This window comes from Bdellovibrionales bacterium (genome assembly GCA_016714165.1).
GTDB lineage: Bacteria > Bdellovibrionota > Bdellovibrionia > Bdellovibrionales > UBA1609 > JADJVA01.
In genome coordinates this window covers 452,200-478,195 of record JADJNU010000002.1, presented here as the reverse complement: position 1 = coordinate 478,195, position 25,996 = coordinate 452,200, and the positions used below count along the sequence as shown (strand labels likewise).

The window sequence follows — 25,996 nt, the reverse complement described above, 5'->3', positions numbered from 1 at the left end:
ATATTCTTGCTAAGAATGACTTGAGTACAATTGAATATGGCAATTTAAGCAGTTTTGCTGGTGTCTCTAGCGGCGGGGGTACACCTGATCCCATTCCGAACTCAGAAGTTAAGCCCGCCAGCGGCGATGGTATTGCAGGGGTAACCCTGTGGGAGAGTAGCACGATGCCAGCTCTTTTTTTTGAACCCAATCGGTGAAAATCGGTTGGGTTTTTTTATGTCCAAAATTTCTTTTTGAATATGAAGTCAGATATTATTTGGAGTTTTTTTTTCTGCTGACGGTGGAGAATTCTTTGATGGCGATGTGTTTGGTGGTTTTGGAGCTAATGGATGAGCTTTTGAAGAATTTTGATTTGATGGCTGCTGAGTAATGGGAAGAAAGTGGGATAAATGATTTTGGATACTGTCCCTTTGAGTTTCAAACCATTCAATCCATTCATTTTTTTTGCTATTTAGGTAGAATGTTCGACCGAGTTCCCATTCCATATTTTGAGTTTTTATATCAACCAGATTGTACTGGACGATGGCTCCAATTTTGCCCTCATCTTCAAACGATAGCAGCAGAATCTCCAATCTGTGAGTGCCATTATCTTGAGTTTTTTGTGGTGGGCGCAGTTTTTCATTGATCCATTTCTGGGCCCCATCGTCTCCTGAGTAGAATTCTATGCTTTTGATATGATACCACCCCTCAGGAAGGGCTTTTACATTTTCTAAACTAGCGACATCTTGGTTCCACAGTGATTGGAGTCTTTCGACCTGAGTTGAGTTCAGAAATTGAGCTTGAGTCAAGAGCGAGCTCAAGGTCCACCCGAGTGCGAGAAAGATAACTATGGGTGGAGCAATGCTGTTAACTGCTTTCAAAGTTCTGAGAAGCTGTGAACTGGGCATTGTAGATATCTTCTCTTTCTTGCTGGAGTGGTGACTAATTTTCTCAATTGTACCTTAGAATGCCAAGCTCCAACTCCGCTAGAACGGACTTAGGTCTCAATGATCTGGCTGACGCATCTAACAAGGTGAATGGTTGAGTAGAGATGGCAACTAGCTGTTGTTCGCCCCGAGAAGTAGTGAAACGGGGGAAGGGGAGCAAAATGGAACAAAAGGGAGAAAAATCTCGTCCTAATATGGGACAATTATTGGCTCATTTTATGTTTGTTTACATCTCTGATTTGTCCTGTCCACTTCAGATAGTTTGAAAAACATCAGTAAAAACGGAATGTTACAGAATACGCGAGAATGGCACAACAATTGGACATAGGTAGGTGTAATAGCAGGAAGGCTCAAATATGAGTTTTATTAGAAAATACAGCAGACACCTTATAGTAATGGCCGCAATTATGATTTATGTGGGATGCTCCGAGGTCAAATTTGAGTCGGTTCCGAGTGATCAATGTGCGGAAGCAAATAGTGATCCGGCCAGCAGTTCCTGTTTTGAGGCGCCAGGTTCGCTGAACTACCATTTTGAATTCAAGGTTGGTCGTATGGATATACTCTTCGTTGATGACAATTCCGGTTCCATGTATGTCGAGCAGACCTCTATGGCTGATCGGTTTCCAAACTTGCTGGACGAGATTTCAGGCCTTGATTATCAGATTGCCGTTATCACGACGGATATTTCCTCCAGCCCAGGTAATGGTAATCCTCGCCCAGCAAATGGTAACGGTGCCTTTCAGGATGGAAAACTTCTGAAGTTTTCTAATGGTGACACTGTTATTAGTGCTGTGACTCCAAATGTGGTTCAGCTTTTTAGGGATACAATAAAACGTCCCGAAACCCTGGCCTGTGATACAGCGACAGGGAGTGCGTGTCCATCTGGTGACGAACGTGGAATTTATGCCCTCAATATGGCCTTGGATCGAGTTGATGAGAAATTCTTCCGTAAGGATTCACATTTGGCTGTTGTGATTTTGTCGGACGAAGATGAAAGGACAAATGGGGGGAATATATCGGGGTATTCGCTTGAAACCTATGACCTTCCACTGACCTTTGCACAAAAGGTTCATACTCAGTTGGGTTCGAATAAAACGGTCAGTGTTCATACTGTTATTATTCAACCGGGAGACTCTTCTTGCTTTAACATTCAAAATAGTCAAACAGGAGTGAAAGGGTATTATGGCTATCAATACGCTAAACTTGCAAATGCCAACCAAGATGCTGAGTTAAAGGCTGCACATTCCGGCTTTCTTGCAGGGCGTTCAGGTAGTATTTGTGCGGGAGACTATGGTGCCCAAATGGGGGATATCGGAAGTCTTGCAGCTGTAAATGCCAATATAAAAGTACTTCCATGTGTGCCGGCCAGTGATAAAATCAATGTGACCTTTTCCCCCACCCCAGGGACTCAAATAAATTTTAATGTAAATAGTGAGCGATTATTGACTTTCAATCCTCAGCCACCACCAGGAACGACGGTCAGCGTAGATGTCACTTGTCCAAAGTGATCAGATTTCCTTAGGCCGCCAGATTTTGAGGCTTCGTGAGTATGTAGCCTTTTCCGTAAATATTTATCAAAATGTTCTCAAGCTCCGGAATTTGACGTTTTAGCTTTGAGATTTGCGCATCTATTGACCGGTAGGAAATGCTTGCATTCTCCCATACATTTTCCTTTAACCACTGGCGCGACAGAAGATGGTCGGGCCGAGAAACAAAGGCCAAAAGTAACCTAAATTGAGTTGGCGTAGTGTTGATGATTTCACTTTTTCTTTTGACCAAGAAATCGTTGGGGTAAACGAGGATATCCATAAAATTAATCATATTATTTTCAGCATGCTGGGACCATCCCATCGATAAAGGAGGGCTGCCAATTGGAAAAGAGGGGTTTCCAGAAGAAATTCTTCTCAAAAGTGACGAGATCCTAAGGCGCAATCCTTTGGGCGATGAGTTAGATGATAGAAAATAGTCCGAACCGTCTCGAAAGGATTTCTCCTCTTTTTCCGGATTTTGGGAAGAACTTAAAACCATTATTCCCATTTGAGCAATAGGCACCAAGTGGCGAATCTGAGGAAGAGAATTAAAGATGAGAGAATCGCCGTCAATCAATAGGATAAGGGGCTCCCATTCTCTGATTAAAAAAGTCGCGGCTTCGGTCGAAGTAGCCACCTGGACATCATAGTCAGCCCTGAGAGGGCCCATTGTTTCTTGAAGGAAACCGGGATCTGTCGAGGCCACAAGAACTTTGGTCTTAGTTTTACCCATCGAATCTTTATCGACATTCTATTTGCTCCTCTGAAGGTATCGTTGTTGATCCATGAAAGCAATGTATTGGGCCCTAAGGAGACCTACCAGGGTTCAGGCGGGTCTCAAAATAATACAATTCAGTGCCTCATTGAGATGAGGGCCATTTGTTGATACAGATTGGGCGACGAAATCAGGCATTCGATTTTAAATGAAACGATATCAATTTCCCCGGGCTGGAGTTCGCCAGAACAGATCTCTTCATCGTTTTCAAAAGAGATGTGTTTTGGATCATCAAAAAATGAATAAATTTTTCAATTGGGCACCTGATATGTCCTTGCCAGGGAGAGGTAGATTCTCCGCACTTGATCAGCTGACATGGTCGAGTTAAATCGTCAATGTCTGAGCTGGGTCGCGTGTGGCCTGGAATGGGAATGGCAACAGGAGAAGCTGTGAAGTGTCGGCAAGTGCAAAGTGGAGTTCAAGGTTCAGATCAGGAGCTTTTGCGCAAGCCCTTGAGGTCCTTTGAGTTAAGCCTGGAGACACCGAACCTTGTTCGCGGCATAAGAATTCTCCGTAGTGAGTTGCAAAGAAAGGGTTTGGTATTTGCACCTCATTTTTGGATTGGAGAAGAGTGGTTTTGTCCCGATTATATTCCAGGAATTTCAATTCCGTTCTATCTGTTGAATTCTCGATTATTGGAATTAGAAAAGCGATTTATCGGATTTGCTGAGGGAGAAAAGCCTTTGGAACTTCTGAGAGTATTGAGGCATGAATCAGGGCACGCCATTGAGAATGCCTACGGACTCCGCAAGGATCGCTTGAGAGTTGAGGTCTTTGGCTCCTCTCGGACTCCCTACCCTCGCTCTTATTTGCCGAAGCCATACAGTCGGAAGTTTGTCCGACATTTGGCAAATAACTATGCTCAAAGTCATCCCGATGAGGACTTTGCAGAAACCTTCGCGGTCTGGCTAGACCCGACTTCAGACTGGAGAACCAAATACATCGGCTGGTCTGCTCTCAAGAAAATTGAAGCTATGGACACCATAATGAACAGCATCAAGGGACGTACGCCGAAAAATCGACTAAAGAACACCTATGAGCCTCTTCATCGTAGCCAGCTTACCTTGGGCCAGTATTTTGTGAAGAAACGGCGTCAACTCAGTATTGATAAGTTCATGGATCTCGACGAGAAATTATCGAGTGCATTTAGTCGATCCTCTTTGAATGGACCAAAGGTGGACCAATTCATCATGGAACATCGATCCTATCTTTGCGGTCAGGTGGCTGAGGGGTTGGGAGAGTACAAATATCGAGTGAATCAAGTGATTCGGCGCTTGACCCATCGAGCGAGAGAGCTTGGCTTGAGGGCCGCTCCAGATCAAAAAATAGGTCCTATTCTGGACATAGTAACGGCTCAGGCCCTTGATGACTTTGAAGGAAAGCGGCACCATATAATTCTATGAAAAGATTAAGGGTTCTTGTGCTCGTCCATGAAGACCTTGTTCCTCCGGAGAAGGTTTCAGTTGGTCAGGATTTGGACGAAGTTTCTTGGAAGACAGAATATGATGTTCGGGAGGGCCTCGTTGAAGCGGGCCATGAAGTCAGTCTTCTTGGTGTCAGAGATGATACCCATGTGATTCGTCAGACAATTCAGAGTTTTGATCCTCATATTATTTTCAATCTTCTTGAGGAATTTGCGGGACAAGCGACTTTTGATCAACATGTGGTGAGTTACCTTGAAATGTTAGGTGTTAGCTATACGGGTTGCAATCCGCGTGGATTGGTTATCGCAAGGAGCAAGGATTTAGCGAAAAAATTGATGAGATTTCATCGGATTCCAACACCTGATTTTTTGGTTTTTTCAAAATCGGGCCCCCATCGTCTCCCCAAAAAGTTGCAATATCCGTTGTTTGTTAAATCGCTGACCGAAGAGGCCAGTATGGGAATCACTCAGGATAGTATTGTTTGGAATGAAGCGAATTTACGAGAGAGAATATCCTATTTTTCAGAAAAAGTAGATTCGGATGTCATCGTAGAATCTTATATAGACGGAAGAGAATTTTATGTAGGAGTCATTGGCAATAAACGACTTCAGGTCTTCCCGCCATGGGAACTCACTTTTAAGAACACCTCGGAGCGAGTGCCAAAGGTGGCGACCCGCAGGGTGAAGTGGGACTCTCGGTATCGCAGAAAATTTGGAATAGATACTGGACCTGCTCAAGACCTAAACGAGTCCCTTATGACCTGCATGCAAAAAGTGGCGAAGAGAACATATTCGGCTTTGGGATTGAGTGGCTATGCACGAATCGATATGCGCATGGATGCCGCAGGTAATATTTATGTCATTGAAGCCAATCCAAACCCGGATATTGGAAACGGGGAGGATTTTGCTGCATCAGCAGTTGCTTATGGCCTCAGCTACACGATGCTTATTGATAAAATTCTTTCGTTGGGAATGACCTGGAAACCAGTAGGAACTTAAAAAGGGGCAAAATATTTTGAATGGATCTCTTCTCAGTTTATCCGTAATATTGTTTCATTTTCTATTGTCTTGTCATTCTGTGCGAGAAGAGCAAGCCGAAGGATGGCTTAAACATCGTCGTGGAGGATCCACTCAAATAGCCCGAGTGGATAATCAGAAATTTAAAGATGAATTGACAGCTCTCCTCGTGGATCAAATGGGTAAAGAAAAACGAACTGGTGTGGGCTTGTTTTTGTTTCGTCGAGATGGGCAACTGATATTTGCAAAAGCTCTTGGTCACAATGAGAGTCCGAGCGGGCAGCGGCCTTTCTCTGGGACCGATTTGATCCCGGCAGGGTCATCTTCTGTTTGGATTTCAACGGTTGTTCTTTTGAGGTTAGTGGACAAGGGATATTTGAAGCTAAGCAGTACGACAGGGTCCGTCTTGGGATGGGCCGGCGAAGCAGGGAAGATTTCGCTTCGTGGGTTGTTGAGTATGACATCAGGATTGCCAGGGCGAATCGAGAATTTCAATTGTTTTAATCGTTCTGATCGCACACTCCAGGGCTGTGCGGTGGAAGTAAAAAAGAATCTTTATGAGGAAAAAATTCCATTGCGCAAAGAGGGAGAGACCTTTTCTTATGGCCCCTCTCACATCCAGGTTGCAATGGCTATGGCTGAAAAGGCAACGGAAAAAAAATGGAAAGACATAGTGAACAGCGAGCTGATATTGCCACTGGACTTGGAGCCTGAGACAACCTATTTCACTGATCCAATTGATCGTGAGGGTGAAATGAATCCGTCCGGATTTGAAGGCTTGGTGATCAACATGATGGACTATGTTCGTGTTCTTAAAGCAATCATTGCGGAGAGAAAAGGATATATTTCGGACACTTTGGTGGACAAAATGATGTCAGACCAATTTTCAATATCCACGTTGTTGGACGCATCTCCAATGAAAACCCTTTTGGGGAAGAATTATCATTTTGGTCTCGGAAATTGGATTGAATGCGAACCCGGTGGCAAAGATGGCTGCTCAACACTGAACGTTCGTTCGTGTCCGGGGGTTTTTGGTTGGTATCCCTTTGTTGATTTTAATAAGGGCTATTACGGAGTAATAGCGGCATTAGAGGGGCACGATCGCTTACAGAAACAAGCAGAACCTGCTTTGCGATCGTGGCGAATCTTGAATGAAGTGAGAGTTTTTTTGCAGAAATGGAATTTTTAGATAAGGAAAAACACCGAGCCTTGGATATAGAAAGCTAAAAATGATATACTAGGGGGCTTTGAATAGTGCCAGCTGAAACGGAGAAGAACGAGGTAGCCCCAGAATGGAGAGTTTGAAGGAGAGCACTGAGGTTAGGACTGAGGTTAGGACTGAGGTTAGGAGGCTTTCACTTAGTAAACGATTGGAGAGAATCTATCAACTATTGGACCCCGCCTACGAAGTGTGGGACCTTTGTTGTGACCACGGGTTGGTGGGGAGAAGATGTTTGATGTCGGGACGGTTTCCCGGTGTGATATTTGTTGATAAGTCAGAACTTGCGTTGGGCCCGTTGAGGAATTTGCTGAACAAATATCAGTACGACCTGCTGAGTCTTGGAGCCTCACTTCAACTGAGGGTTGGGGATATGTTAAAAATGGCAATGCCATCAGAGAGAGCAAATATTGTGATATCTGGGGTTGGCGCTCATCTCATTGTTAAATTTTTGTCAGGTTTGGAACCGGCTCGGCATTTAAATTTAGTATTGGGGCCGAATAAATCACCTGAAATCGTTCGCACTGAGTTGCGGAGGTTGGGCTGGTCCATCCGTATTGATGAGGAAATCTTTGAAAGGGGACGAAGCCGGTGGATCATGCAGGCACAAATTGTCTAAATCTGAGGATCAATTGAGCATGGCTTTGTCTCAGCAAGTGAGGCTTCTTTTGGAATCACTTGAAATGGATTCTCCCATAGGAAGGGAGAAATTTGATCGGTTTCTGCGGTCCTTCAGATCCAAAGTTGATCCATCTCATCAGTCTGATCAATTTGAGAAGAGGGCCGCTCAACTTTATTTGCCGGTTTACTTTTGGTGTCGCAAGATGCTCCGAGATCACGATCCTAACTATCCGATGTTTGTTGGCTTGAATGGTCCTCAGGGAATTGGAAAAACGACATTGACGAAGGCCTTATGTCAGTGCTTTGAAATTGATGGGGAGAACGCAATATCCTTATCTATTGACGATTTTTATCTTCGTCGAGATCAGCAGGTGGCATTGGCGAGAGAACATAAGGATAATCCGTATCTCCAGATGAGAGGATATCCTGGGACTCATGACATTGAATTGGGCCTTCAAGTGCTGAGCGATCTCAAAGGTCTTGGGAAGGCCGGTACGGTTCAAATTCCTCGTTATGATAAATCGGCTTTTCAAGGATTGGGAGATCGTCGATCCACCGGAGAGTGGCCGAAGGTGACAGGACCTTTGAGGCTTGTGTTTCTTGAAGGTTGGATGCTTGGCTTCAGACCACTTGCTTCTTCTCAAATATCCGAGGTTCACATGAGGGCCATCAACGGATTTTTGCCAAAATATGAAGTCTGGTACAAAATGTTGGATTGTTTTATTCTACTGTCTCCCAAGAGTTTGGATTTCATATCTAACTGGAGGATAAGAGCAGAGGAAGCGATGGTGGCGACGGGACGTGAGGGAATGTCCCCCGAACTCATAAGGACTTACGTGAGCCTTTTTCGTCCCGCTTACGAGATCTTTCTCGAGAGCTTAAGGAAGTTTCCGGTTTGCCCAAAAAGTTTACTTCAAATCGAAATTGGTTCAAATCAACTCCCATCTTAAGGTGCCAAAATGGGGTGAATATAAGTCAATTCAACCTTCTACGATTACACAAAATGCTGTTTGACATGACGCGATATATCACGTTAGGTTGCACTGTCGTTATCGAGAGTTCGCTCAATTTGTCAGCAGACCTCTTTTTTGCGGCTTAATGTCTAAAACAGAGGTAAAAATGTCCACATTTCAAAGTATGCCGTTCCCGGCGCCCCTACAAAAGGCGCTAAAGGATCTAAATTTTATTGAGCCAACTGAAATTCAATCAAAGGCGATACCCCCCGCTCTCGAAGGGAAGGATCTCATCGCTTGCGCTGAAACTGGATCAGGAAAAACAGCTGCCTACGGTCTGCCTGCTATTTTGAGCGTGTTAAGTGATCCAAAGAAAAACGCACTATTTCTGGTGCCCACGCGGGAACTTGCTCAGCAAGTGTCTGATGTGATCAGACGCTTGACGATAAACATGAGGGAAGTCAGTTCTAGCACCCTGGTAGGTGGGGCCGACATCAGAAGACAGCTGACTTCGCTTAAACGTGGGCCTCGCATCGTCATTGCGACTCCAGGTAGGCTGATCGACCACCTCAATAGGAGATCAATAAATCTCTTAAGCACGGGAGTTTTAGTTCTTGATGAGGGGGACCGCATGATCGACATGGGATTCGCTCCCCAGTTAGATGAGATCTTGAAGTTTCTTCCAAAGCAACGGCAAACCTTGTTTTTTACGGCTACCATTACACCAAAGGTTCGCAAATTGGCAGAGTCCTATTTACATCTGCCTGTGAGTATTTCTGCTGGGCAGATTTCTCGTCCTGTCACGACCATCAAACAATCGGTCATCCAAACGACCCTTGGGGAGAAAAACGATAAACTTCTTGATGAATTGAATCAGCGCAAGGGTTCTGTCATTATTTTTCTTAAGACCAAAAGAAAGACAGACATATTGGCGAAGTTTCTGAAGGATTATGGTCACGAAGTTTCTTACATTCATGGCGGGCGCACTCAAGGACAGAGGAATCAAGTTATTCGTGGATTTCGAGAGGGAAAATTTAGAATTTTGTGCGCTACGGACGTTGCGGCAAGAGGCTTGGATATCCCCTCGATCGAGCATGTGATTAACTATGATCTCCCTATGGTCGATGAGGACTATGTTCATCGCATTGGCCGGACAGGTCGTAATGGAGCGAGCGGTGAGGCACTCACCTTTGTTCTTCCTAACGAAGTGCGAACTTGGAGAGTGATTGCTCAAAAGTATCGAATTCAAGGTGTAGATTTACCAATGGGAGGACGATCAGGCTCTCATGAAAAAAATCATGTAGAAAGACCAGCGGGAGGTCAGCGCCGAGAGAGACCATCGGCAGATTACCGGCCTTCTGGAGAGAGGGGCCATCGAAATCAGGGCATTAGCGGCGAAGCTGAGCGTGCACATCGTTTTCAGCCCAGAAGAGAGCAATTCCGAACCCGCGGATCTCATCCTCATCCCCAGGATCGTGGTGGCGTTCGAGGGAGCGGCGGCCGAGCTGGTTGGGACAGCAACACTCGGGGAAACATTAGGACCCCCCCTCTGGGCGGAGAGGGTGGGCGTGAGCAACGTGAAGATCGCCCTCTTCATCGGAGGGGCGAGCAGGCTTCTGGCAGCAGAAGCAGGCCCTTTTTGGGTGGGTCTCCTCGTTCCGAGGGCCGCAGCAGCGGTGATGCGAGGAGCGGCGGGGGGGCCTGGCGGGGGCAAGAGAGTAGCAGGGGATCAGAGAATGGGCGGACCACTGCTCGAATCAGTCGAGAGGGAAGTCTTATTGGCCGGAGAGGTCCTGTTTACCGTGATTCAGACGCAAAGCCTGAAAGTCGTCAGAAGGAGAAAGGCCTATTCGGCGAGAGAGACATAGACTCGTCGCGCAAAAATGTGGCAAAAAGTGATGGGACTAAGCAGCCTTTCTGGATGACGCGTAAGCAAACGGATAAAAAATCTGCGCCGAACAAGACGAAAACCAGCTCTCGCGCGAGATAGTTGGAATTCGGATGACCAGAGCAACACTTGTCCCTTGCTCTGGTAAAACAGGACCAAGATCTAGAACCTCTCGTGGATCAATGGCAAAAAAGAACTTATTTGCACAGTCTGAACAGGCTGAATGAAGTTGTTTGTTGGCATTTGAATTTATTTATAGAAGAATCTATGGGTTCGTGGCGGGCATTTGGCATCTTGTCAGGTGTTGGAATTTTTTGGGGGGCAAACATGGAGAATCGAGTAGGGAGACAATTGAGCTTTTTGTGGATCGCATTATTTTTTGTTATTGCTGGATCTGGTTTTGGCTGGGCGGCGGAATCTCAACCCGAGAAAATTGAGATAAAGTGGGTGCTTGCCCATGAACCATCTTCAGTTTTCAGGCATGCTGCAGTACATTTTCAAAAGATATTGGCAGATGAAACCAAAGGACAGATGAGTGTAAAGATAATGACTCTCAAAGAGTATGGGGGTGAAGGAGCCACCATCGAAGGCTTGATCAAGGATATACAGGCCGGCAAGATTCAAATGACGCAAACATATACATTTCAGATGGGCCAGCTGGAGAAATCCTTTTATGTGCTCGATCTTCCATTTTTGTTCAGAGACCATGAGCATGCAGCACGTGTGCTCGAAGGACCAACGGGCAATCGGCTCATGGAGAGTCTGGTCGCCCATAACATGCGCGGACTGGCGTTTACCTACAGCGGTGGCTATCGCGTCGTTCCAACTGCGACAAAGAAGATTAGTCGATATGAGGATTTCAAAGGTCTGAAGGTGAGAACAGCTTTGAGTCCTGTTACCGAAGAAGTTTATCGGCGTCTCGGCGCAGTTTCAGTTCCCGGTTCGATTGATGCCGGAGCTGAATTGACCGGAAAGGGAAAGCTCGATGGGTTGGAGACGACCTATGTTCGGTATAGTTCTGACTTGGAATCTAAAGCTCCGGTCATGAATGAGACTTTCCATACACTATTCTTAACAGGCATCCTCGTTAATAATTCTTTTTACGAGAAACTTCCTCCAAAATACAAGGAAAGTCTCAAAAAGGCGGCAATCCAGGCAGGACGTGATGAGCGGGCAACAACTTTGAGCGATACTGCTGAAATTCGCAGTCAGATTCAAAAACGAGGCGTAAAAATTGTTGAAATGTCTCAGAAAGAACGGCAGCGTTTTCGTTCGGCAATGCAGCCTGTTTACGACAAATTCGATTCTGAATTTTCAAAAGGCCTAATCAAAGAAATTGTAGGTTTATAGCTCTTTTTTAAAGTCCCATCAATTCGACAGGTGATGGGATTTCATCTCAAATCGGCTTGTGTGTTGGTCACGATTTGTTTCTTGAATGAGCATATCAAAAATGGCATTGGCGATGAGTTGGTGGCCCAACTCATTTGGGTGTGGGTCGTCCTGAGCCACCCACAGGCTCCTTTTATCATTAAGCTTGGAGAGGATCCCTCGAATATCAAAAATGGAGAAATTCAATTCCTTAGCCATTTGAGAGAATTCTGCCAAGGATTTTCCCTCCACATTGTTTTCACTACCCAGAAGTAAACTCGGCAAAAAAACAAATGTTAAGCCTGCACCTCTCGACTTAAGGTATTCATGTGTTTGAACGATGAGCCCATGGAGGACGCTGCTCAGGACCGCCTCATGAGAGGACTGTTGGCTCTTCTCTGAGTCTTGTAGAAGAGGATTTGAAATCTGATGAAAGCGATAGAACAGGAAGTTGCCCAAGTAAGAAAGGCGGAAGAAATAGGAATTTCCGCCCTGGTTCTTGGCCGTAAAATCATCGGGATAGACACAAACAAAAAAATGTTCTGCGTTGTATTGTTTTGAGGTTTCTAATAAGAGCCTGAGCGAAGATTCCAAATTGTAATTTCCGACCCCAAAGTTAATTGGTAGGAATTGGGTTCCCAGTGAATCGTTTAGCTTGGAGACGACCAGAGAAGAAAAATTCTTATCCTGAGAAACTCCCCATCCCAGGGTAATAGATCCTCCATAAAATGCGAGAAGCCTACTGTTCTTAAGTGTATTCATCGACTCAGACCTTGCTCCCAGAGCATTTGTTTTTATTGAGACCCCCATTAATTCGGCCAGTTGGTCCTTTTTATGCACGTGGGACAAGCCAGGTGTTGAACTGGGTACCTTTAATTGGTTTGAATAACGCAACATTTCGATTGAGTACATCCGATGATATTGAGAAATTAATCTCACAAAAATCTCTGCGCCGATAAGAGCAACAGCAATTGAGAAAGCGAGAGACAAAGTTGGGTAAATGATCTGTTTCAACATATTCTCCTCATCTTTGATGGTGGTCAGAAATCAAAATACATAAATCGGCCTGGAGGGGCTCCAAAACCCAGCGAGGAAACGGTCGCAATGAGCATGAAACCATTCACTGCGATGCGAGATGGGGCTGAAAGATATTGGGTAAAACATTCATCTTTTTTAAACAAGGCGGGGAGGTCCATGGCGTAGAGGATGAACATGAGACCGAAAATAGTGAAAAGATGACGAGAATCACCCAATCGATCGTTCCAAAATAAATCTCCAAATATCATCCATCCTGTTGTGAATTTAACTGCGGAAAAGAAGGAAAAAAAGGAGACAACGAAGAGAAATGTAAGAATTTGTGGTCCCAGAAAACCCAATAGTCTAAATGCGGCTCCCCTCCGTGCGACTGCCTTCGGTGATTTCATCAAGGTGGTTTTGAATCTGGAGTAAATCTTATTTAGAGAAATGCCTGTGGCATGAAGTAAACCCCAAGCGACGTACCCCATTTGGAAACCGTGCCATATCCCAGAGAGCAGCATGATAAAATAAATATTTCCCACTTGGCGAATGGGACCTCTGCGATTGCCACCCAACGGAAAGTACAGGTAATCGCGGAACCAGCGAGAAAGTGTCATGTGTCTTCTTTGCCAATAGATAGAAATGTTTCTTGCCATATATGGGGCATAATAATTGTTTGATAAACGAATGCCAAACATCAGAGCTACACCCTTTGCTATGTTGGTGTATCCAGAAAAATCAAAATATATTTGAAGGGCAAATGCAATCATCAACTCCCAGGCTTCAAGCAGGGATAGGCTAGAGTAGGAGGCCAATCGTGGTTGAGTGAGAAACAAAAGTTGATCGGCAATCGCCACTTTTTTAAATAGACCAAGAAGAATAATTTCGAGGCCAGCATAAAAGTCGTGTCTTGAAAATTGCATTGGGCCGATCAATTGGCTGATGATATTGTCAGGCTTTTCAATGGGTCCAGCAAGGATTTGAGGAAAAAAACTGAGATAAAGAGCATAATCGAGAAAGCTATGATTCTTTGGCACCTTTTTCTCAAGATCAATAATATAGGAGATCGCCTGAAAAGAGTAGAATGAGAGCCCTGCCGGAAGGAGAAAGAGGAGAGACAATCTTTTGGAATCGAAGGTCGGACTGGCAAACTCAAACGCGGCGTCAATGATTGAAGATGGGATTTTACAGGTAAACACGACCAGAACAACAATGCCTATTCCCACAGCCTTGATGAGAAACTTCGTCCTCGAGGATTCCATGCGAAGGGCAAGATGACCTGTCACATAAGAAACAAGAGTGATAACAGACAGAAAGACAATGAATCGCAATCCCCAACAACCGTAAAAATAGTAGCTGGCCGCGAGCAGCAAAAGTCGCCGTCCCTTCGTCCACGGGATAAGAATGAACAAAATGATTACGACCGTAAGAAAAATTAAAAACTGGCCGCTGACAAAAAGCATGTTAAATTCTATGGATGAAATTATTCAGAGTCATTATCAATTTTCTAGCTGCCGTTTTCGTGGTTCTTGTGTTCATTGAATTGGGATCTGCCGTTTGGTTCTATTGGTCTCCGACTGGTCGACAAAATGCGCCCTCATCGGCTCATCGTACGCCCATCGTAGATTTCACAGAGAAAAATTACAATTCGCTACTTAGAACTTCAGATCTAAATAGGAAGAGAATGGATTATTTTGTCGTAGATCCTATCCTGGGCATTCGTTTCAAGTCAAACGCCGAGGTCTTCGCAATCATTCCAAATGAGAATGGGAAGGCGATTTACTCTCCGAATGGATTTCGTACCGACAAATATGGTTTGATTTCTCACACGTCTAAAATCGAAGATCAAGATTACGATTTGTCCAAAATTGTTTCAGACCCCTCAGTTTTTAGAGTTATTATTTCAGGCTCCTCAACTTCGATTTGGGGTGCATCTAACAACGAAAATACCTGGCCTTCGCAGCTTCACCGTCTCCTCAACGCCAACCTTGAATTGCTGAAACGAAAGGGAATCTCTCGAGTCTATGTTTTTAACACCACCGTGTTTTCCCATAATGTTGCGCAAGAGGTATTAAGACTATCGGCGGAAACAAGTTACTGGAATCCTCACTTGGTCATTTCGTTTAACGGCCCGACAAAGAGTCATCTGAATTTTTTCGGCAACTCTGTTGATTTTTCGACCCATTTCTCCCAAAGGCTTCTTTTAGAGGCTTCAAAAATTGACACTATATTTATGCCCTTGAATATACTTCCCTACACGTCAGTCTTTTTGAGCTACCTTATCAAGGGATCGCACCAAGCCGTTTACGGATACCGACAAAGTAACTATCCAAAAATGCCTTATGGCTCACTCTTTATTTCGAAAATTATCCAAATGGAGGCTGTTTCTCGATCTGTGGGCGCTGACTTTTTATGGGTACTAAATCCTCAGATGGATATTTGCTCTGGTGAAGTTCTTCTTGAAAGTGAAAACTCGATGAAGTCATTTTTCGAGCGGGAGGTGTGGAAGCTAAGCTGGAATGACTATATCTCTAGTTCTCAAAAGATATTTTCTATTTTAAGGGATGAGATTAGGGATTCAAAAAAGGCCAACTTTCATGATTTTACCTGCTTATTTAATCCTCACCACGAACAGGTCTATTCTGACCCAAATCACTACGTCGATGCAGGTCATCGCCTGATTGCTAAGAGAATCAATGAGCTCGTGACAGAATACATAGAAGGGGCATTGGAGAACATATCTGGGAATACGCCTGGGAACATCGGCCGCGGTCCCGTTCGGATTTCTGCATCTAGAAGCGCGAATATGAAAATGTCATTGGACTTCCGAGGTCAACAAAAAGGAAGAACAAGACAAGGCCAAGCCAATAGATTCCCCAGCGAATAAGGAGGGGCTGTGATTTTAGCCAAGTGTCTATCGGATGGCGTCGGTGAAGAAACTGCATTGCTTCGACAAAGAAAATAAAAATAAAAAACCTATAAAAATCTTGATGCCATGCGAGATTAGATGGGCTCGGCAATTTGTTGGAGATCAAGCTTATCCACAGTTGTGTGTACACGTCCTTAATCATTCCGAGATCTCTGAGCCAGAAAAAAACGACGGGCGGGCAAACGAATAGAAAGAATGTAACTCCCCATCCCATCACTGAGTAGGCCGCTTTCGAGAAGGGAAATGTAACTTTGTTTTTAAATCTGTCCAGAATAGGCCTAATTAACTCGAAGCCGGCAATCAAAAGGCCCTGGATCAATCCATAGATAATGAAGTTATAACTTGGTCCGTGCCACAGGCCCAGGACGATAAAACTAAAGACGACAATGAGCCAGATCTGCCACTTATGCCTGCAGTAAAGTGCGAGGGGCACGAAGACATAGTCACGAATCCAACTGGAAAGAGAAATATGCCATCGACGCCAATAGCTAGATATATTGGTTGCTTGATAAGGAGCATCAAAGTTGGACATCAGCTCAATACCCAAAAGCCTCGATATCCCACGTGCGATATCAGTGTATCCGGAAAAATCGAAAAAAATCTGATAACGAGCGAGCACAAGGCACATCAAAATCGTTCCAAAACTCGAGTTTTGAGGATTCCGGAATATCGTGTCGACCAATGGAAAGAGAGGATCGGCCAAAGCATATTTCTTAAAAAAGCCGAGACTGAGGAGCCAAAATCCACTTCGTGATTGGTCGTAAGAAATAGATGATTTAGATGATTTAGATGATTTCCGATCGAGTTGCTCAAAAAAGCTTCCTGCTCTTTCAATTGGTCCCGCAAGCATTTTGGGAAAATACAGCAGATAAAGGAACAGATTCATCCATCGAGGTCGCGCAGAAATAGAGAGGCGAGAAACGTCTACCAAATAGCTGAGGGCCTGAAAGGTGAAAAAGGATATTCCAAGAGGCAGCCCAATTGCCTCCAAGGGCGTCGCCCATGTCTTTGATAGCAGCGTGGGAAGGTATTTGTAGATCCCCAACGGAATAAGCAGAAGAATAACTGAGCAGAAAAGCCATCCCTTCGGGAATCGTCCATTTCTCTGGAAATGAATTGAAGAAAAATAGCAAACTGTCGTGCAGTAAATCGGGATCCAAATTGTCTGTGCCGACAGAGACAAATAAAAAACGAGAGAGATACCAACTAACAAAGGCTCCTTGGTGATTCGAGGTAGCCACTTCAAAAGAAGGTGCCCGACCAATGCCAGTAAAAGAAGTAGAAATCCATTTGAGAAAATGGAAAAATTGACCTCCTGCACAGTTTACCACCACAGTTAAAAGGCTTAGGATCGAATTATTCACGAGGGGAGGGAGTTATACAAGTGGTGAACAAGTGGCTCAATCAGGTTGGTGAGTTGACTGACGGTTTTTCAAATGAAAATTTGAAAGCAATCGAATTTAGAGCCGTTGTTGACCAGGAATTGGAACTTGTCAGGCAAGCGGGGGTCCGTGCTCACGATCGAGTGTCCGTTGAAATGGATGGATCATGCGCAAACCTTGCGAAGGTATTTGCTCTTTGGAGAAATGGTTCTGTTGTTGTCTCATGCGCCCACCATCTCAAAGATTTTGAAAGGGAGTATCTGCAAAAGAGGGCAGAAATTGATTTTCATTGGGGCCCAAATTCTATCCAGAGGCACACGAGGGCGGCCACTGAAAAAACTCATCTGTCTTTGAAGAAAATTGAGGGGCCAGGTCTTATTCTTTTCACTTCAGGAACCCATTCCTTGGGTGTTCCGTGTTTTTTTTCTCTGGATCGTCTAAATCATAGAATTGAGACTCTTCATCGATTTATTCCTCCTTCTGATTTGGCCGTTTCCCTTTGTTTTATGCCGCTTCAATTCGGTCATGGTCTCATCGCAAATTGTCTCATGCCACTGCTTGTGGGCTGTCACGTCATTTTGTACCCTTTGCGAGACGTTTTGGCACCTGATGCTTTAAAGACGATCATTCAAAAATACCAGATTAGCTTTACGACGGGCACCTCTTCGATTTGGCGAACTCTTCTCATTTCAAATGAGGGATTGAATTGGGGAAAGTCGATCATTAGGGTTCATTCCGCTTCTGAACCTCTTTTTGATTCTCTTAGTCATGGGCTTATGCAGCGATTTGAAAATGCCAAAATTTTTAATGTCTATGGATTGACCGAGATGGGGAGTTGGGTCAGTGGTGAGGATCAAGGAGTATGCGGGAAAACAGGGGGAGTGGGTTCTGGATGGGGATGCGAAATAGTGATAAGTCAAGAGGGGGAAGTGATCGTTCGCTCTCAAGGTATTATGAACGCGTGCAGGATCGGTGAAGATTGGAAATTCTACGATGGGGAAGAATGGTTGAATACGGGAGACTTAGGTGTTTTGGATAGCGGTGGGGGGCTTACAGTTCGAGGGCGTGTGAAAAATATTATCAATCGGGCTGGAGTGAAGATCAGCATTGAGGGTCTTGAGGAGTTGCTTTTGTCCCATCCTCGAATAAATGATGTATGTGTCTTTTCAAAGCCGAACGAAGCCGTTGGGGAAGAGGTCTATGCGGCAATTGCTACAGATCTCAGTTCCAACGAACTGCATGCTTGGATATCTTCCCGAATCGAGTCTTCGAAGTGTCCAAAGACCTATTATTTTTGTCAAAGTATTGCAAAAACTGCTCGAGGAAAAATTGATCGAAGGAAAGTGACACAGGAATATGGAAAGCTTGATGGGCATGGATAGTTGGAAGAGAACAGTAGAGGTATTTAACCGTGTCATGGGCACAAAATACTTGGACAGCGACGAAGACGTATTTAAAGACAAAGTTCCCCAGTGGGATTCACTCAAGATTATCGAACTTGCAATTCAGCTACAAAAGGAATTTGATTTGAAGTTTGAGTCAGGTCTTATTATCAACTCATCCAGCTTGCGTGACTTTTATTTCGCGATCGAAAAAGATAGATCCAATTAGGAGAGTTCAATTACCTTAATGAGAGGGATAGGGTTTGATGACGTTGGATATTAAAGAGGACATACGAAAGAAGCTTCTGGGTGATGAAATGTACAAGGCCATCTTACCAAATGATTTCTCTGACGAATTCAATCTTGTTCGCAGTGGGGCCCTTGATTCGCTAGGAATTATGAATCTCATTATTTATATTGAAAAGAAATTTCAGGTTCCAATTGAAGTGGCGGATCTAGTTGAGGATAACTTTCTAAATATCAATCGAATTGCTGACTGGATTCAAAAAAAGAGAGAATTTCTCCAAGAGACGTGAGGCTTTCTAAAGTGAATGGTTGGTTAAACTCTTGTCTGAGTGATGCAGGAAATTCCAAATCTGCCTTTTTGGTATTTAAGCGAAAAGTAATAACTTATGGAGATTCCTTTCTTTTCACTCAAAGAATTCAGAATCTCTTTAGAGAGAGACATTGGAAGAAGGGGGATTTTGCAATCATAGTGGGATACCCGGATGAACGCATTCCGCTTTTTCTTTTGGCGGGCCTGACCTATGGTCTAAATATCCTTGTCATTGACCCACAATCCTTTGTTGTAAAGGGGGTGGCTGAATTAGAGAACAGGTTTCATGGAGTTATTCGGCTAGATGAGGAGACCAATGAAATTGTCATTCCTGAGCCCAAATCGAAGACGAATCTTCAGGGGCCTGCCATAGGAGAGGAAGAGGGCTCTCTCGTTGTTCTCACCTCAGGAAGTACGGGAGATTATAAGTTGGTCACCTTATCTCTCAATACTGTATTTGACCGTGCGCTGATCGAATCCAAGATATTCGGTATTCGGAGGGGAGATGTCAACTTCAACGTCTTGGGATTTGCGCATGAGCTGGGACTCACTCAAATTTTTTCAACTCTTATTCAAGGAGCGAGCTTGCATATTGTGCCGGCAGCGTTTAGCGGCGAGATATTGCTTGCGATCAAAGAAATCCGTCCTGCCGGCATTGTGGCGACTCCATTTTTTTGGGAGAGAATTCTCCAGTCTGTTCCCGAAAATGGTTTGTCTGAGGGAGGCCCTCGTTGGGTCTCGATTTCAGGAGGTCTTCTTTCGTCACCCAATCACAAAAGACTTTCTGAATATTTTCTCCCAGAGCAGATCATTCGCACATATGGCAAATCCGAAACGGGGCGAACTCTGTACAATCCAAATCCAAATTTTGAATGTCCCAATGACCTAGGCTTTCCCGTTCCCGGTGTGCAGGTCCAACTCATTGAGGAAGTAGGAAGCGGAGCGAAAAGGTTGGGAGAAAAAGTGAAAGAGGGGAATTTGGTTCATTTTGGAAAGGGATTGAGCAAGGAAGCAAGTTTGGACGCAGAAAATTTCCAAGGGGGCCATCAAACGGGAGATTACTTTCACGGAACTTCAATCGATGGATATTTTTATCTCGGTCGAAAAGACAGGATGATCAAAAGATTTGTACAGAGAATTCATCTGGAACAGATCGAGCGGGATCTTGGTAAAATCGAATCCGTTGAGAGAGTGGTTGTTCTGACTGATGAGGGAAAAAATCGCTGGGGAACGAAGGGGAGGATTCTTGCCTTTGTGGAAATGAGGGACACTGATTCTGTGAAGAATTTGCATGGGTGTATTTCAAGGATTATTCGTAAGCCCTTTATTCCTGATCAAATCATTCAAATTATAGATTGGCCTCAAACACGATCTCATAAAATTGATACGGCAAAGTTGATTTCCATGGTGGACAAAAATGGATAAAATTGAAGTTTACTTAAACGAAAATTTATCAAACCTCTCCACGCCATGCTACATTTATTCGAAAGACAAACTCGATGGTCAAATTGACAGATTAAGAGAAAATTTGCCTCCAGAGACAAAAATTCTTTACTCTTTGAAGGCCAACCCTAACTCCGATGTCTTAGGTCATCTTAAAAATCTCGTTGATGGCTTTGATGTCAGCACACCCGGAGAGGCAGCTCGTATTTTCGAAATTGTGAAATCTCCAAACTACTTGAGCTACGTTGGGCCAGCAAAGACGAAGGAGGACATTGCGACTGTTTTGAGGGATTTTCCACACGCCCATGTTGTGGTTGAGTCAACCGAAGAGTTTCATGAGGTGTCGAATTTGGGAAGATCGCTCAATGCAAAGATCAACGTGATGATTCGATTGCAAATGTCAATGGTGTATCTGGCCTCAGGTCGAAAGGTGAAGGAGCATTTTTCTCAATTCGGAATGGCTGAGGACGAGGTAGAAAGAGAATTTCGGAACTATTTCGACGCTCCATTCGTTAATTTGCTTGGTTTTCATTGTCATGCAGGTTCAAATTTTTTGAGTCACAGTTTAGTGAAATCAAATCTGGAGATCTTTCTTGATTTCGTCGAAAAGCTCGTTGTCCGGTTTAAATTTTATCCCCAAATGGTGAATCTTGGGGGCGGTTTTGGATTGCCCGTTTTTCCTGGGCAAACCGAATTTGACTTGTTCGAATTTTGTAGACTTCTTGAGCAGGATCTTTCACAGAGAAAGAAAAACGAGTATTTTAGACAGGTCAATTTTATCTTTGAGTTGGGTCGATACATTTCGGGACCTGCGGGGATTTTTCTCACGAGGGTGCTGCGAAAGAAAAAATTAGGTCAGAGAAGTGTGGCCATTTTGGATGGGGGATTTTCCCAAAATATGGGTTTGGTCGGATTTGATCAAATCATAAAGAAGAGACATGTTTTTCGTGTTCTGGGTTATTCCAAGGATCGCCCAGAGGAATTGGTGACTTTGGTGGGCCCCTCTTGTTACTCGGCCGATGTCTTGGCGGAAGACATCCTGTTGCCACGTTTGGAAGTGGGGGATCATATTTGCGTGTCTCATAGCGGAGCTTATGGCAAATCGTTTAGTCCCACTGATTTTTTGTGCGGGAAAAAACCGGGCGAATTTTTGATATGAGTTTCGCATCGCTTGATTACTTTTTGTTTTTATCGATCGTGATATTGGTTAGCTCAATTTTTTCAAGCCATAAAAAGACAATCATCACTGTTTCTAGCCTTATCTATTTGGGCTCCTGGGGCAGTGTGACTCTCGTTGTATTTTTATCACTTTTTTTGATGAACGCTTGGGCGGTTTGGCGGTATCGCCAAAATCGATCTTCTTTCATTTTTTCTATTGCTATCATTGGAAATTTTGGAGCACTCATTTTCTACAAATCGCGTTTGATGAACTCCGTCGCCGGCTCTTATGGGGTGGATGTTCTTCGAGATAATCTCATTCCAGTTGGTCTTTCCTATTATGTATTTCAAATGGTGGCCTACCTGATTGAAACCCAGCGCGGGTTGATCAGAAAGCCATTTAAGTTTTCTGAGTACCTCTTTTTTAATTCGTTTTTCGCTCAGGTCACGATTGGACCTATTGAGCGATTCCGTGAAATGGCAGATCAAATACGAGCAGAAGTGCAAGTGACCTCTCAGGATTTTCGAGTTGGCTTGTCTTTGATTTTTCTAGGACTATTTAAGAAGATTGTCGTGGCAGATCGGTTTCTTGACTTTATTAGGATTGGAGATCCAGGTGAGGAGAAATTGGCTGGACTGAGTCTGATGCTTTACTTGCTCTTGTCTTTCTTTCAACTCTATTGCGATTTCTCGGGATATACGAATATTGCCGAGGGCTCAGCTCGATTATTGGGATTTAGGTTGTCTCCTAATTTTGATCGACCATATCTGGCGACCTCAGTTCCTGATGCCTGGCGGCGTTGGCATATGTCCTTGCTCGCATGGATCAAGGATTTCATATTTTATCCTCTGGTCCTAAAAGGCAAGCGAATTTATCCAGCCATGCTGATTTCATTTTTAATTACTGGAATCTGGCACAGCTTGAGCTGGAGCTATGTTGTGTGGGCGTTTTACTGGACTGGATTGACAATTTTAGATAGCGAATCTCGTAGGTTTCACAGATTTAAGGAGAAGATACCTGTCTTGCTAAAGCGGGCTTATGTGCTGGCCTGCCTTTCCTTTAGTACTCTGTTTTTTATGAGCCATTCTCCTGGAAATTTTTGGTCTCACTTCTTGAGACTATTTCGTTGGGAGACAGAAGTTTTTTCCAGCTTTTGGCGGCTGGAGGGGCTACAGGCCACCGAATTTGGAATTGGCTTGTTTTCCCTGATCTTTCTTTTATTTATTGAAGTTTTTTGGGAAAGGGCAAGAGAATGGCCGCTGCTAGATTATCTTCGGTTGGCATGTCTCATTGTCCTCATTGCCTCTTTGGGCCGGTCAAATTCATATGAGTTCATCTATTTGTCCTTTTAGATCTAAAAGGCACCTTCCTTGGGTGTCTTCGCGTAAATCTCATTTGTAATAGCCTGTGAAAGTTCAGTGCCGCCCGCGTTGTTTGTGTGGTGCCCACCTGCCATTTTTGATTTGGGAAAAAATTTAATTTCTGTTGAGATAATGTGTTGGGGATATCGATTTTTGATGGATTCCAGGTAGCTTTTCAAGCCATTAAAAAACGGGTATCCAGTTGGAGTATTGAAGGTCTCCAAATAGGGGGACATTGACAAGTGCACCACAATCTTCAGTTCCTTGCAGAGATCCAAAATTTGTTCAAGAGAGTGGAGATAGTCCTGGCTGGGAGCAAATTCGCCTTGCAAATAGCTATATTCATTCATATCGGGTAAATTGAAATATTGAACGCCGAGAGAACCTCCACTGTTTTCCAAAAGTCTCTCAGTGCCGCGATTTATCTCGTAAGAATCTTCATCTGAGGGTCTTTTTCTTTTGAAGAAAGTAGACCTCATGCTGCTAATCCAGGTTTGGTCTAGGTAAAGGCGATGTTGGAGAAATTTGAAAAATGCGAGGAGGGGTGAAATTTGGCTTCCAGGAAAGCTATCAAATCTCTTGGACTCATTTAGAACCTGAAAGAGCTCGGATAATGAATAGAATCCACTTCTGACGTATGTCGTCCAAAAGTGCAAGGTTCGAAATCCCTCATTAAATGAAAAGCTCATGAGAATCCTTTTTGGTTTGACGTGACGATTCAAATACCGACGGAGAAGGATGTTGGCCTCTGTTGTTCCTCCGGCCAATTGGGAGAGATTGAGACTGTCCGGAATGATCTTCGGGAAGAGGGAGAGAGTCGCGGTTGAGTCGCCGAGAATAAGATTTTCGTAGAAGGGGAGTTCTTGATTTTCGATTTGATTTTGGTTGTAGATAAGTTTGTGAGTTGATGCGTGGTGAAAATGGATTCGAAAAAGGTAACAAAAGTAAAAATAGATCAGGAACGTCGCAGAGATGAAACACAAGAAGCGGCGATAAAAATAAAAGAAGCTAAATATTTGGCTCATCATAAAATTCCTTCACTCTCGTTTGGAAGCTGATTACAATTGCATTCTATGGGTGAGGTTCAGTTCAGTAAAGTGCGATCCGCTTTTTGGGGCGACGAAATTTTGGGGAATTGTTTGAAATTTATTGCAAGGCTGTTTCTTCTTTTGTTTCTAATTGGAACTGGCATTTTAGCTCGGGCCGATTTGGCGACTTATGAGGACTTGGGTTTATCTGAAAGCCGAGTCGAGATTCTGATAAAGGAATTGGACGGGCTCAATACAGCGGCATTTTTGGTGATGGACATTCGTGGGCGAATTCTGATTTCTCATGGACGTGTGAACGAATTATTTGATATTCACTCGATAAAAAAGGCCTTTCTCAATGGTCTGTTTGGAACTCTTTGGGACAATAATCTGGTAGACTTGAATGCATCTATAGCCGACTTTGGAATCAATGACGATCAGGCATCACTGACAAAAGTAGAGCTTCAGGCCACGATTTTCGATCTTTTAAAATCCCGGTCGGGAGTCTATATTGAGCCAGTCAGAGAAATGCAATACTACATCAACCGTCGTCCCCCGAGAGGGCGTGACCGCCCGGGCGAACAGTGGCACTACAATGACTGGGGTTTTGATGTTCTAGGGTATATTTTTGAGAGGATCTCGGGAGAGACGATCGCAGGGGCAATCGACGAGAGGCTTCTACTTCCCCTTGGAATTCCCAAAAGGGATCGGCACTCTATATTGAGTGATAGGAGACATCGCTACTCAAGTTTTGGTTTGCGAACATCGGCGGTCGAATTGGCAGAATATGGGCGAGTTATGCTCGGGAGCCCAGTGAATGGGAAACTTCTTCTGAGCAAACATTGGATTCATCTGAGCACAAATACCTATTCTGATCTGGGACAGCTTGGAGGATTTGGCTTATTGTGGTGGACTTCTCCAGGAGGCAGACATTTTGGACAGAATCTTTTTCAAGAGCCAGTTTTTTTCAAGCTGGGGCTTTGGAGGCCAACACCTGGTTGTGTTTCCCTCCAGCGAGCTGATCCTTGTTCATTTAACAGACGTAAGGTTTGGAGATGAATCAAAAGGAGTGTCCTACGAGCAGATGGCTGAGGTGTGCAAAAGGTTTTTGGCGGCGAGACTATCTTGGTTAGAGAAGGCAGCTTGGTTTGTTAAGAAGATCTGGCTGGGGAACCTGAGAGAATCATAGAGAGAGAACCAGAGAGTCGATTTGATCAGGAATAAGTCGAGCGATCAAGCTTAGTCGGTCAACACGCATAGCTGATCGGATAAAAGGAGAAATCGCCATGAGGACGGTTTAGAGAGCGTATTGGCGACTGATCTTATTGATTGCATAGTCAAATAATGAATTGATCAGCAGACCCGCGACACCTATGAAAATAACTCCGCTGTAAAGATCTAATATTTTGAAGAGATCCCAAGATCGCCAAATAAAATAGCCTATTCCATTTTGGCCGCCCGTATATTCAGATACAACCATGAGAGTAAGGCCGTATCCTGCGCCTGTTTTGAGGCCAATCAGTAGATCAGGAACAACGCCCTTTCCATAGAATTCATATTGGGTCTTCAGTGAGCTGACTCGATAGATGTGAAATAAATCGAGCAAGGCCGATTTATTTAGTCGTAAAAGTCCTGCGTAAATATTAATGTAAACTAGAAAAAATACGCCCATGGCAATCATCGCAACTTTGGAAAGGTCTCCCAGGCCAAAAACGAGAAGAAAGAATGGAACTAAGGCCACTTTTGGAAGAGGATAGAGAATGGCTATCCATGGATCAATGAATTTTTGAAAGAAGCTTTTTGACTTAACTAGGTAGGCTAAAATTACAGCGGAAGTGGCTCCAAGAAGTGCACCAATCAAAAAGCGCCGCGAACTTGAGATGAGATGAACCGAAAAATCTGGGTCTTGAAACAGAAGTTCAAAAAGACGCCAGAGTATACTCGTGGGTGGAGGAAAGATACCTGAGTCGACAAAATTTTGTCGTGCAAGGATTTCCCAAATAAATGCCACCGAGAATAG

At 44.1% G+C, this 25,996-nt stretch carries 23 protein-coding genes and 1 rRNA gene; 17 read left to right on the top strand and 7 right to left on the bottom strand.

Annotated features, from left to right (window positions below):
• Nucleotides 1-56 precede the first annotated feature (56 nt).
• Nucleotides 57-173 (top strand): 5S ribosomal RNA (rrf, locus tag IPJ71_13510).
• A gap of 72 nt (nucleotides 174-245) precedes the next feature.
• Here rrf and IPJ71_13505 read toward each other — a convergent pair.
• Nucleotides 246-887: a hypothetical protein gene (locus IPJ71_13505; GenBank protein ID MBK7844684.1), complete on the bottom strand. Its 642-nt coding sequence runs from the start codon at nucleotides 885-887 to the stop codon at nucleotides 246-248.
• Between the two features lie 395 nt (nucleotides 888-1,282).
• On the opposite strand from IPJ71_13505, the gene IPJ71_13500 reads away from it, so the two are divergent.
• Complete coding sequence (locus IPJ71_13500) at nucleotides 1,283-2,434, top strand: hypothetical protein (protein MBK7844683.1); 1,152 nt, start codon at nucleotides 1,283-1,285, stop codon at nucleotides 2,432-2,434.
• A 10-nt stretch (nucleotides 2,435-2,444) separates the two neighbouring features.
• On the opposite strand, the gene IPJ71_13495 is transcribed toward IPJ71_13500, so the two are convergent.
• Nucleotides 2,445-3,188, bottom strand: coding sequence for a response regulator transcription factor (locus tag IPJ71_13495; GenBank protein MBK7844682.1), 744 nt, complete (start codon nucleotides 3,186-3,188; stop codon nucleotides 2,445-2,447).
• 377 nt (nucleotides 3,189-3,565) lie between these two features.
• Here IPJ71_13495 and IPJ71_13490 point away from each other — a divergent pair, with 377 nt between their 5' ends.
• From IPJ71_13490 to IPJ71_13460, 7 genes are all read left to right on the top strand, one after another.
• Nucleotides 3,566-4,633: a putative zinc-binding metallopeptidase gene (locus tag IPJ71_13490; GenBank protein MBK7844681.1), complete on the top strand. Its 1,068-nt coding sequence runs from the start codon at nucleotides 3,566-3,568 to the stop codon at nucleotides 4,631-4,633.
• On the top strand, nucleotides 4,630-5,652 hold the full coding sequence (locus IPJ71_13485; protein MBK7844680.1) for an ATP-grasp domain-containing protein: 1,023 nt from the start codon (nucleotides 4,630-4,632) through the stop codon (nucleotides 5,650-5,652). The genes IPJ71_13490 and IPJ71_13485 overlap by 4 nt, the downstream gene beginning before the upstream one ends.
• Before the next feature lie 16 nt (nucleotides 5,653-5,668).
• The gene (locus IPJ71_13480) at nucleotides 5,669-6,859 is read left to right on the top strand and encodes a beta-lactamase family protein (protein ID MBK7844679.1); all 1,191 of its coding nucleotides are present in this window, start codon (nucleotides 5,669-5,671) and stop codon (nucleotides 6,857-6,859) included.
• Between the two features lie 103 nt (nucleotides 6,860-6,962).
• Nucleotides 6,963-7,508 (top strand): tRNA (adenine(22)-N(1))-methyltransferase TrmK, encoded by a 546-nt coding sequence (locus IPJ71_13475; protein ID MBK7844678.1) that lies wholly within the window; start codon nucleotides 6,963-6,965, stop codon nucleotides 7,506-7,508.
• Complete coding sequence (locus tag IPJ71_13470) at nucleotides 7,501-8,460, top strand: hypothetical protein (GenBank protein ID MBK7844677.1); 960 nt, start codon at nucleotides 7,501-7,503, stop codon at nucleotides 8,458-8,460. The genes IPJ71_13475 and IPJ71_13470 overlap by 8 nt, the downstream gene beginning before the upstream one ends.
• 148 nt (nucleotides 8,461-8,608) lie before the next feature.
• Complete coding sequence (locus IPJ71_13465) at nucleotides 8,609-10,453, top strand: DEAD/DEAH box helicase (protein MBK7844676.1); 1,845 nt, start codon at nucleotides 8,609-8,611, stop codon at nucleotides 10,451-10,453.
• A 225-nt stretch (nucleotides 10,454-10,678) separates the two neighbouring features.
• On the top strand, nucleotides 10,679-11,701 hold the full coding sequence (locus tag IPJ71_13460) for a TRAP transporter substrate-binding protein (GenBank protein MBK7844675.1): 1,023 nt from the start codon (nucleotides 10,679-10,681) through the stop codon (nucleotides 11,699-11,701).
• Between the two features lie 18 nt (nucleotides 11,702-11,719).
• On the opposite strand, the gene IPJ71_13455 is transcribed toward IPJ71_13460, so the two are convergent.
• Together IPJ71_13455 and IPJ71_13450 are read right to left on the bottom strand one after the other, a co-directional pair.
• A complete protein-coding gene (locus tag IPJ71_13455) occupies nucleotides 11,720-12,736 on the bottom strand; it encodes an SGNH/GDSL hydrolase family protein (protein ID MBK7844674.1) in 1,017 nt (338 codons plus the stop codon).
• A 23-nt stretch (nucleotides 12,737-12,759) separates the two neighbouring features.
• Complete coding sequence (locus IPJ71_13450) at nucleotides 12,760-14,199, bottom strand: MBOAT family protein (protein ID MBK7844673.1); 1,440 nt, start codon at nucleotides 14,197-14,199, stop codon at nucleotides 12,760-12,762.
• Nucleotides 14,200-14,213: 14 nt separating this feature from the next.
• Between IPJ71_13450 and IPJ71_13445 the strand changes: the two genes are divergently transcribed.
• A complete protein-coding gene (locus tag IPJ71_13445; protein ID MBK7844672.1) occupies nucleotides 14,214-15,623 on the top strand; it encodes a hypothetical protein in 1,410 nt (469 codons plus the stop codon).
• Here IPJ71_13445 and IPJ71_13440 read toward each other — a convergent pair.
• Nucleotides 15,529-16,986, bottom strand: a complete 1,458-nt coding sequence (locus tag IPJ71_13440) for an MBOAT family protein (protein ID MBK7844671.1) — start codon at nucleotides 16,984-16,986, stop codon at nucleotides 15,529-15,531. The two genes, IPJ71_13445 and IPJ71_13440, sit on opposite strands and share 95 nt — an antisense overlap.
• A gap of 63 nt (nucleotides 16,987-17,049) precedes the next feature.
• On the opposite strand from IPJ71_13440, the gene IPJ71_13435 reads away from it, so the two are divergent.
• Genes IPJ71_13435 through IPJ71_13410 form a run of 6 tightly spaced genes read left to right on the top strand, consistent with a single transcriptional unit; the run spans nucleotide 17,050 to nucleotide 22,939 of the window.
• Nucleotides 17,050-18,429 (top strand): acyl--CoA ligase, encoded by a 1,380-nt coding sequence (locus IPJ71_13435; protein MBK7844670.1) that lies wholly within the window; start codon nucleotides 17,050-17,052, stop codon nucleotides 18,427-18,429.
• Complete coding sequence (locus IPJ71_13430; GenBank protein ID MBK7844669.1) at nucleotides 18,404-18,658, top strand: acyl carrier protein; 255 nt, start codon at nucleotides 18,404-18,406, stop codon at nucleotides 18,656-18,658. The genes IPJ71_13435 and IPJ71_13430 overlap by 26 nt, the downstream gene beginning before the upstream one ends.
• A gap of 37 nt (nucleotides 18,659-18,695) precedes the next feature.
• On the top strand, nucleotides 18,696-18,965 hold the full coding sequence (locus IPJ71_13425; GenBank protein ID MBK7844668.1) for an acyl carrier protein: 270 nt from the start codon (nucleotides 18,696-18,698) through the stop codon (nucleotides 18,963-18,965).
• Between the two features lie 11 nt (nucleotides 18,966-18,976).
• A complete protein-coding gene (locus IPJ71_13420) occupies nucleotides 18,977-20,410 on the top strand; it encodes an AMP-binding protein (GenBank protein ID MBK7844667.1) in 1,434 nt (477 codons plus the stop codon).
• Nucleotides 20,403-21,587, top strand: a complete 1,185-nt coding sequence (locus tag IPJ71_13415) for an alanine racemase (protein MBK7844666.1) — start codon at nucleotides 20,403-20,405, stop codon at nucleotides 21,585-21,587. The genes IPJ71_13420 and IPJ71_13415 overlap by 8 nt, the downstream gene beginning before the upstream one ends.
• A complete protein-coding gene (locus IPJ71_13410) occupies nucleotides 21,584-22,939 on the top strand; it encodes an MBOAT family protein (protein MBK7844665.1) in 1,356 nt (451 codons plus the stop codon). Before IPJ71_13415 ends, IPJ71_13410 begins: the two co-directional genes overlap by 4 nt.
• 2 nt (nucleotides 22,940-22,941) lie before the next feature.
• On the opposite strand, the gene IPJ71_13405 is transcribed toward IPJ71_13410, so the two are convergent.
• A complete protein-coding gene (locus IPJ71_13405) occupies nucleotides 22,942-23,976 on the bottom strand; it encodes a hypothetical protein (protein MBK7844664.1) in 1,035 nt (344 codons plus the stop codon).
• Nucleotides 23,977-24,087: 111 nt separating this feature from the next.
• On the opposite strand from IPJ71_13405, the gene IPJ71_13400 reads away from it, so the two are divergent.
• Nucleotides 24,088-25,035, top strand: coding sequence for a serine hydrolase (locus IPJ71_13400; protein ID MBK7844663.1), 948 nt, complete (start codon nucleotides 24,088-24,090; stop codon nucleotides 25,033-25,035).
• Between the two features lie 238 nt (nucleotides 25,036-25,273).
• On the opposite strand, the gene IPJ71_13395 is transcribed toward IPJ71_13400, so the two are convergent.
• Complete coding sequence (locus IPJ71_13395) at nucleotides 25,274-25,987, bottom strand: ABC transporter permease subunit (protein ID MBK7844662.1); 714 nt, start codon at nucleotides 25,985-25,987, stop codon at nucleotides 25,274-25,276.
• Nucleotides 25,988-25,996 lie beyond the last annotated feature (9 nt).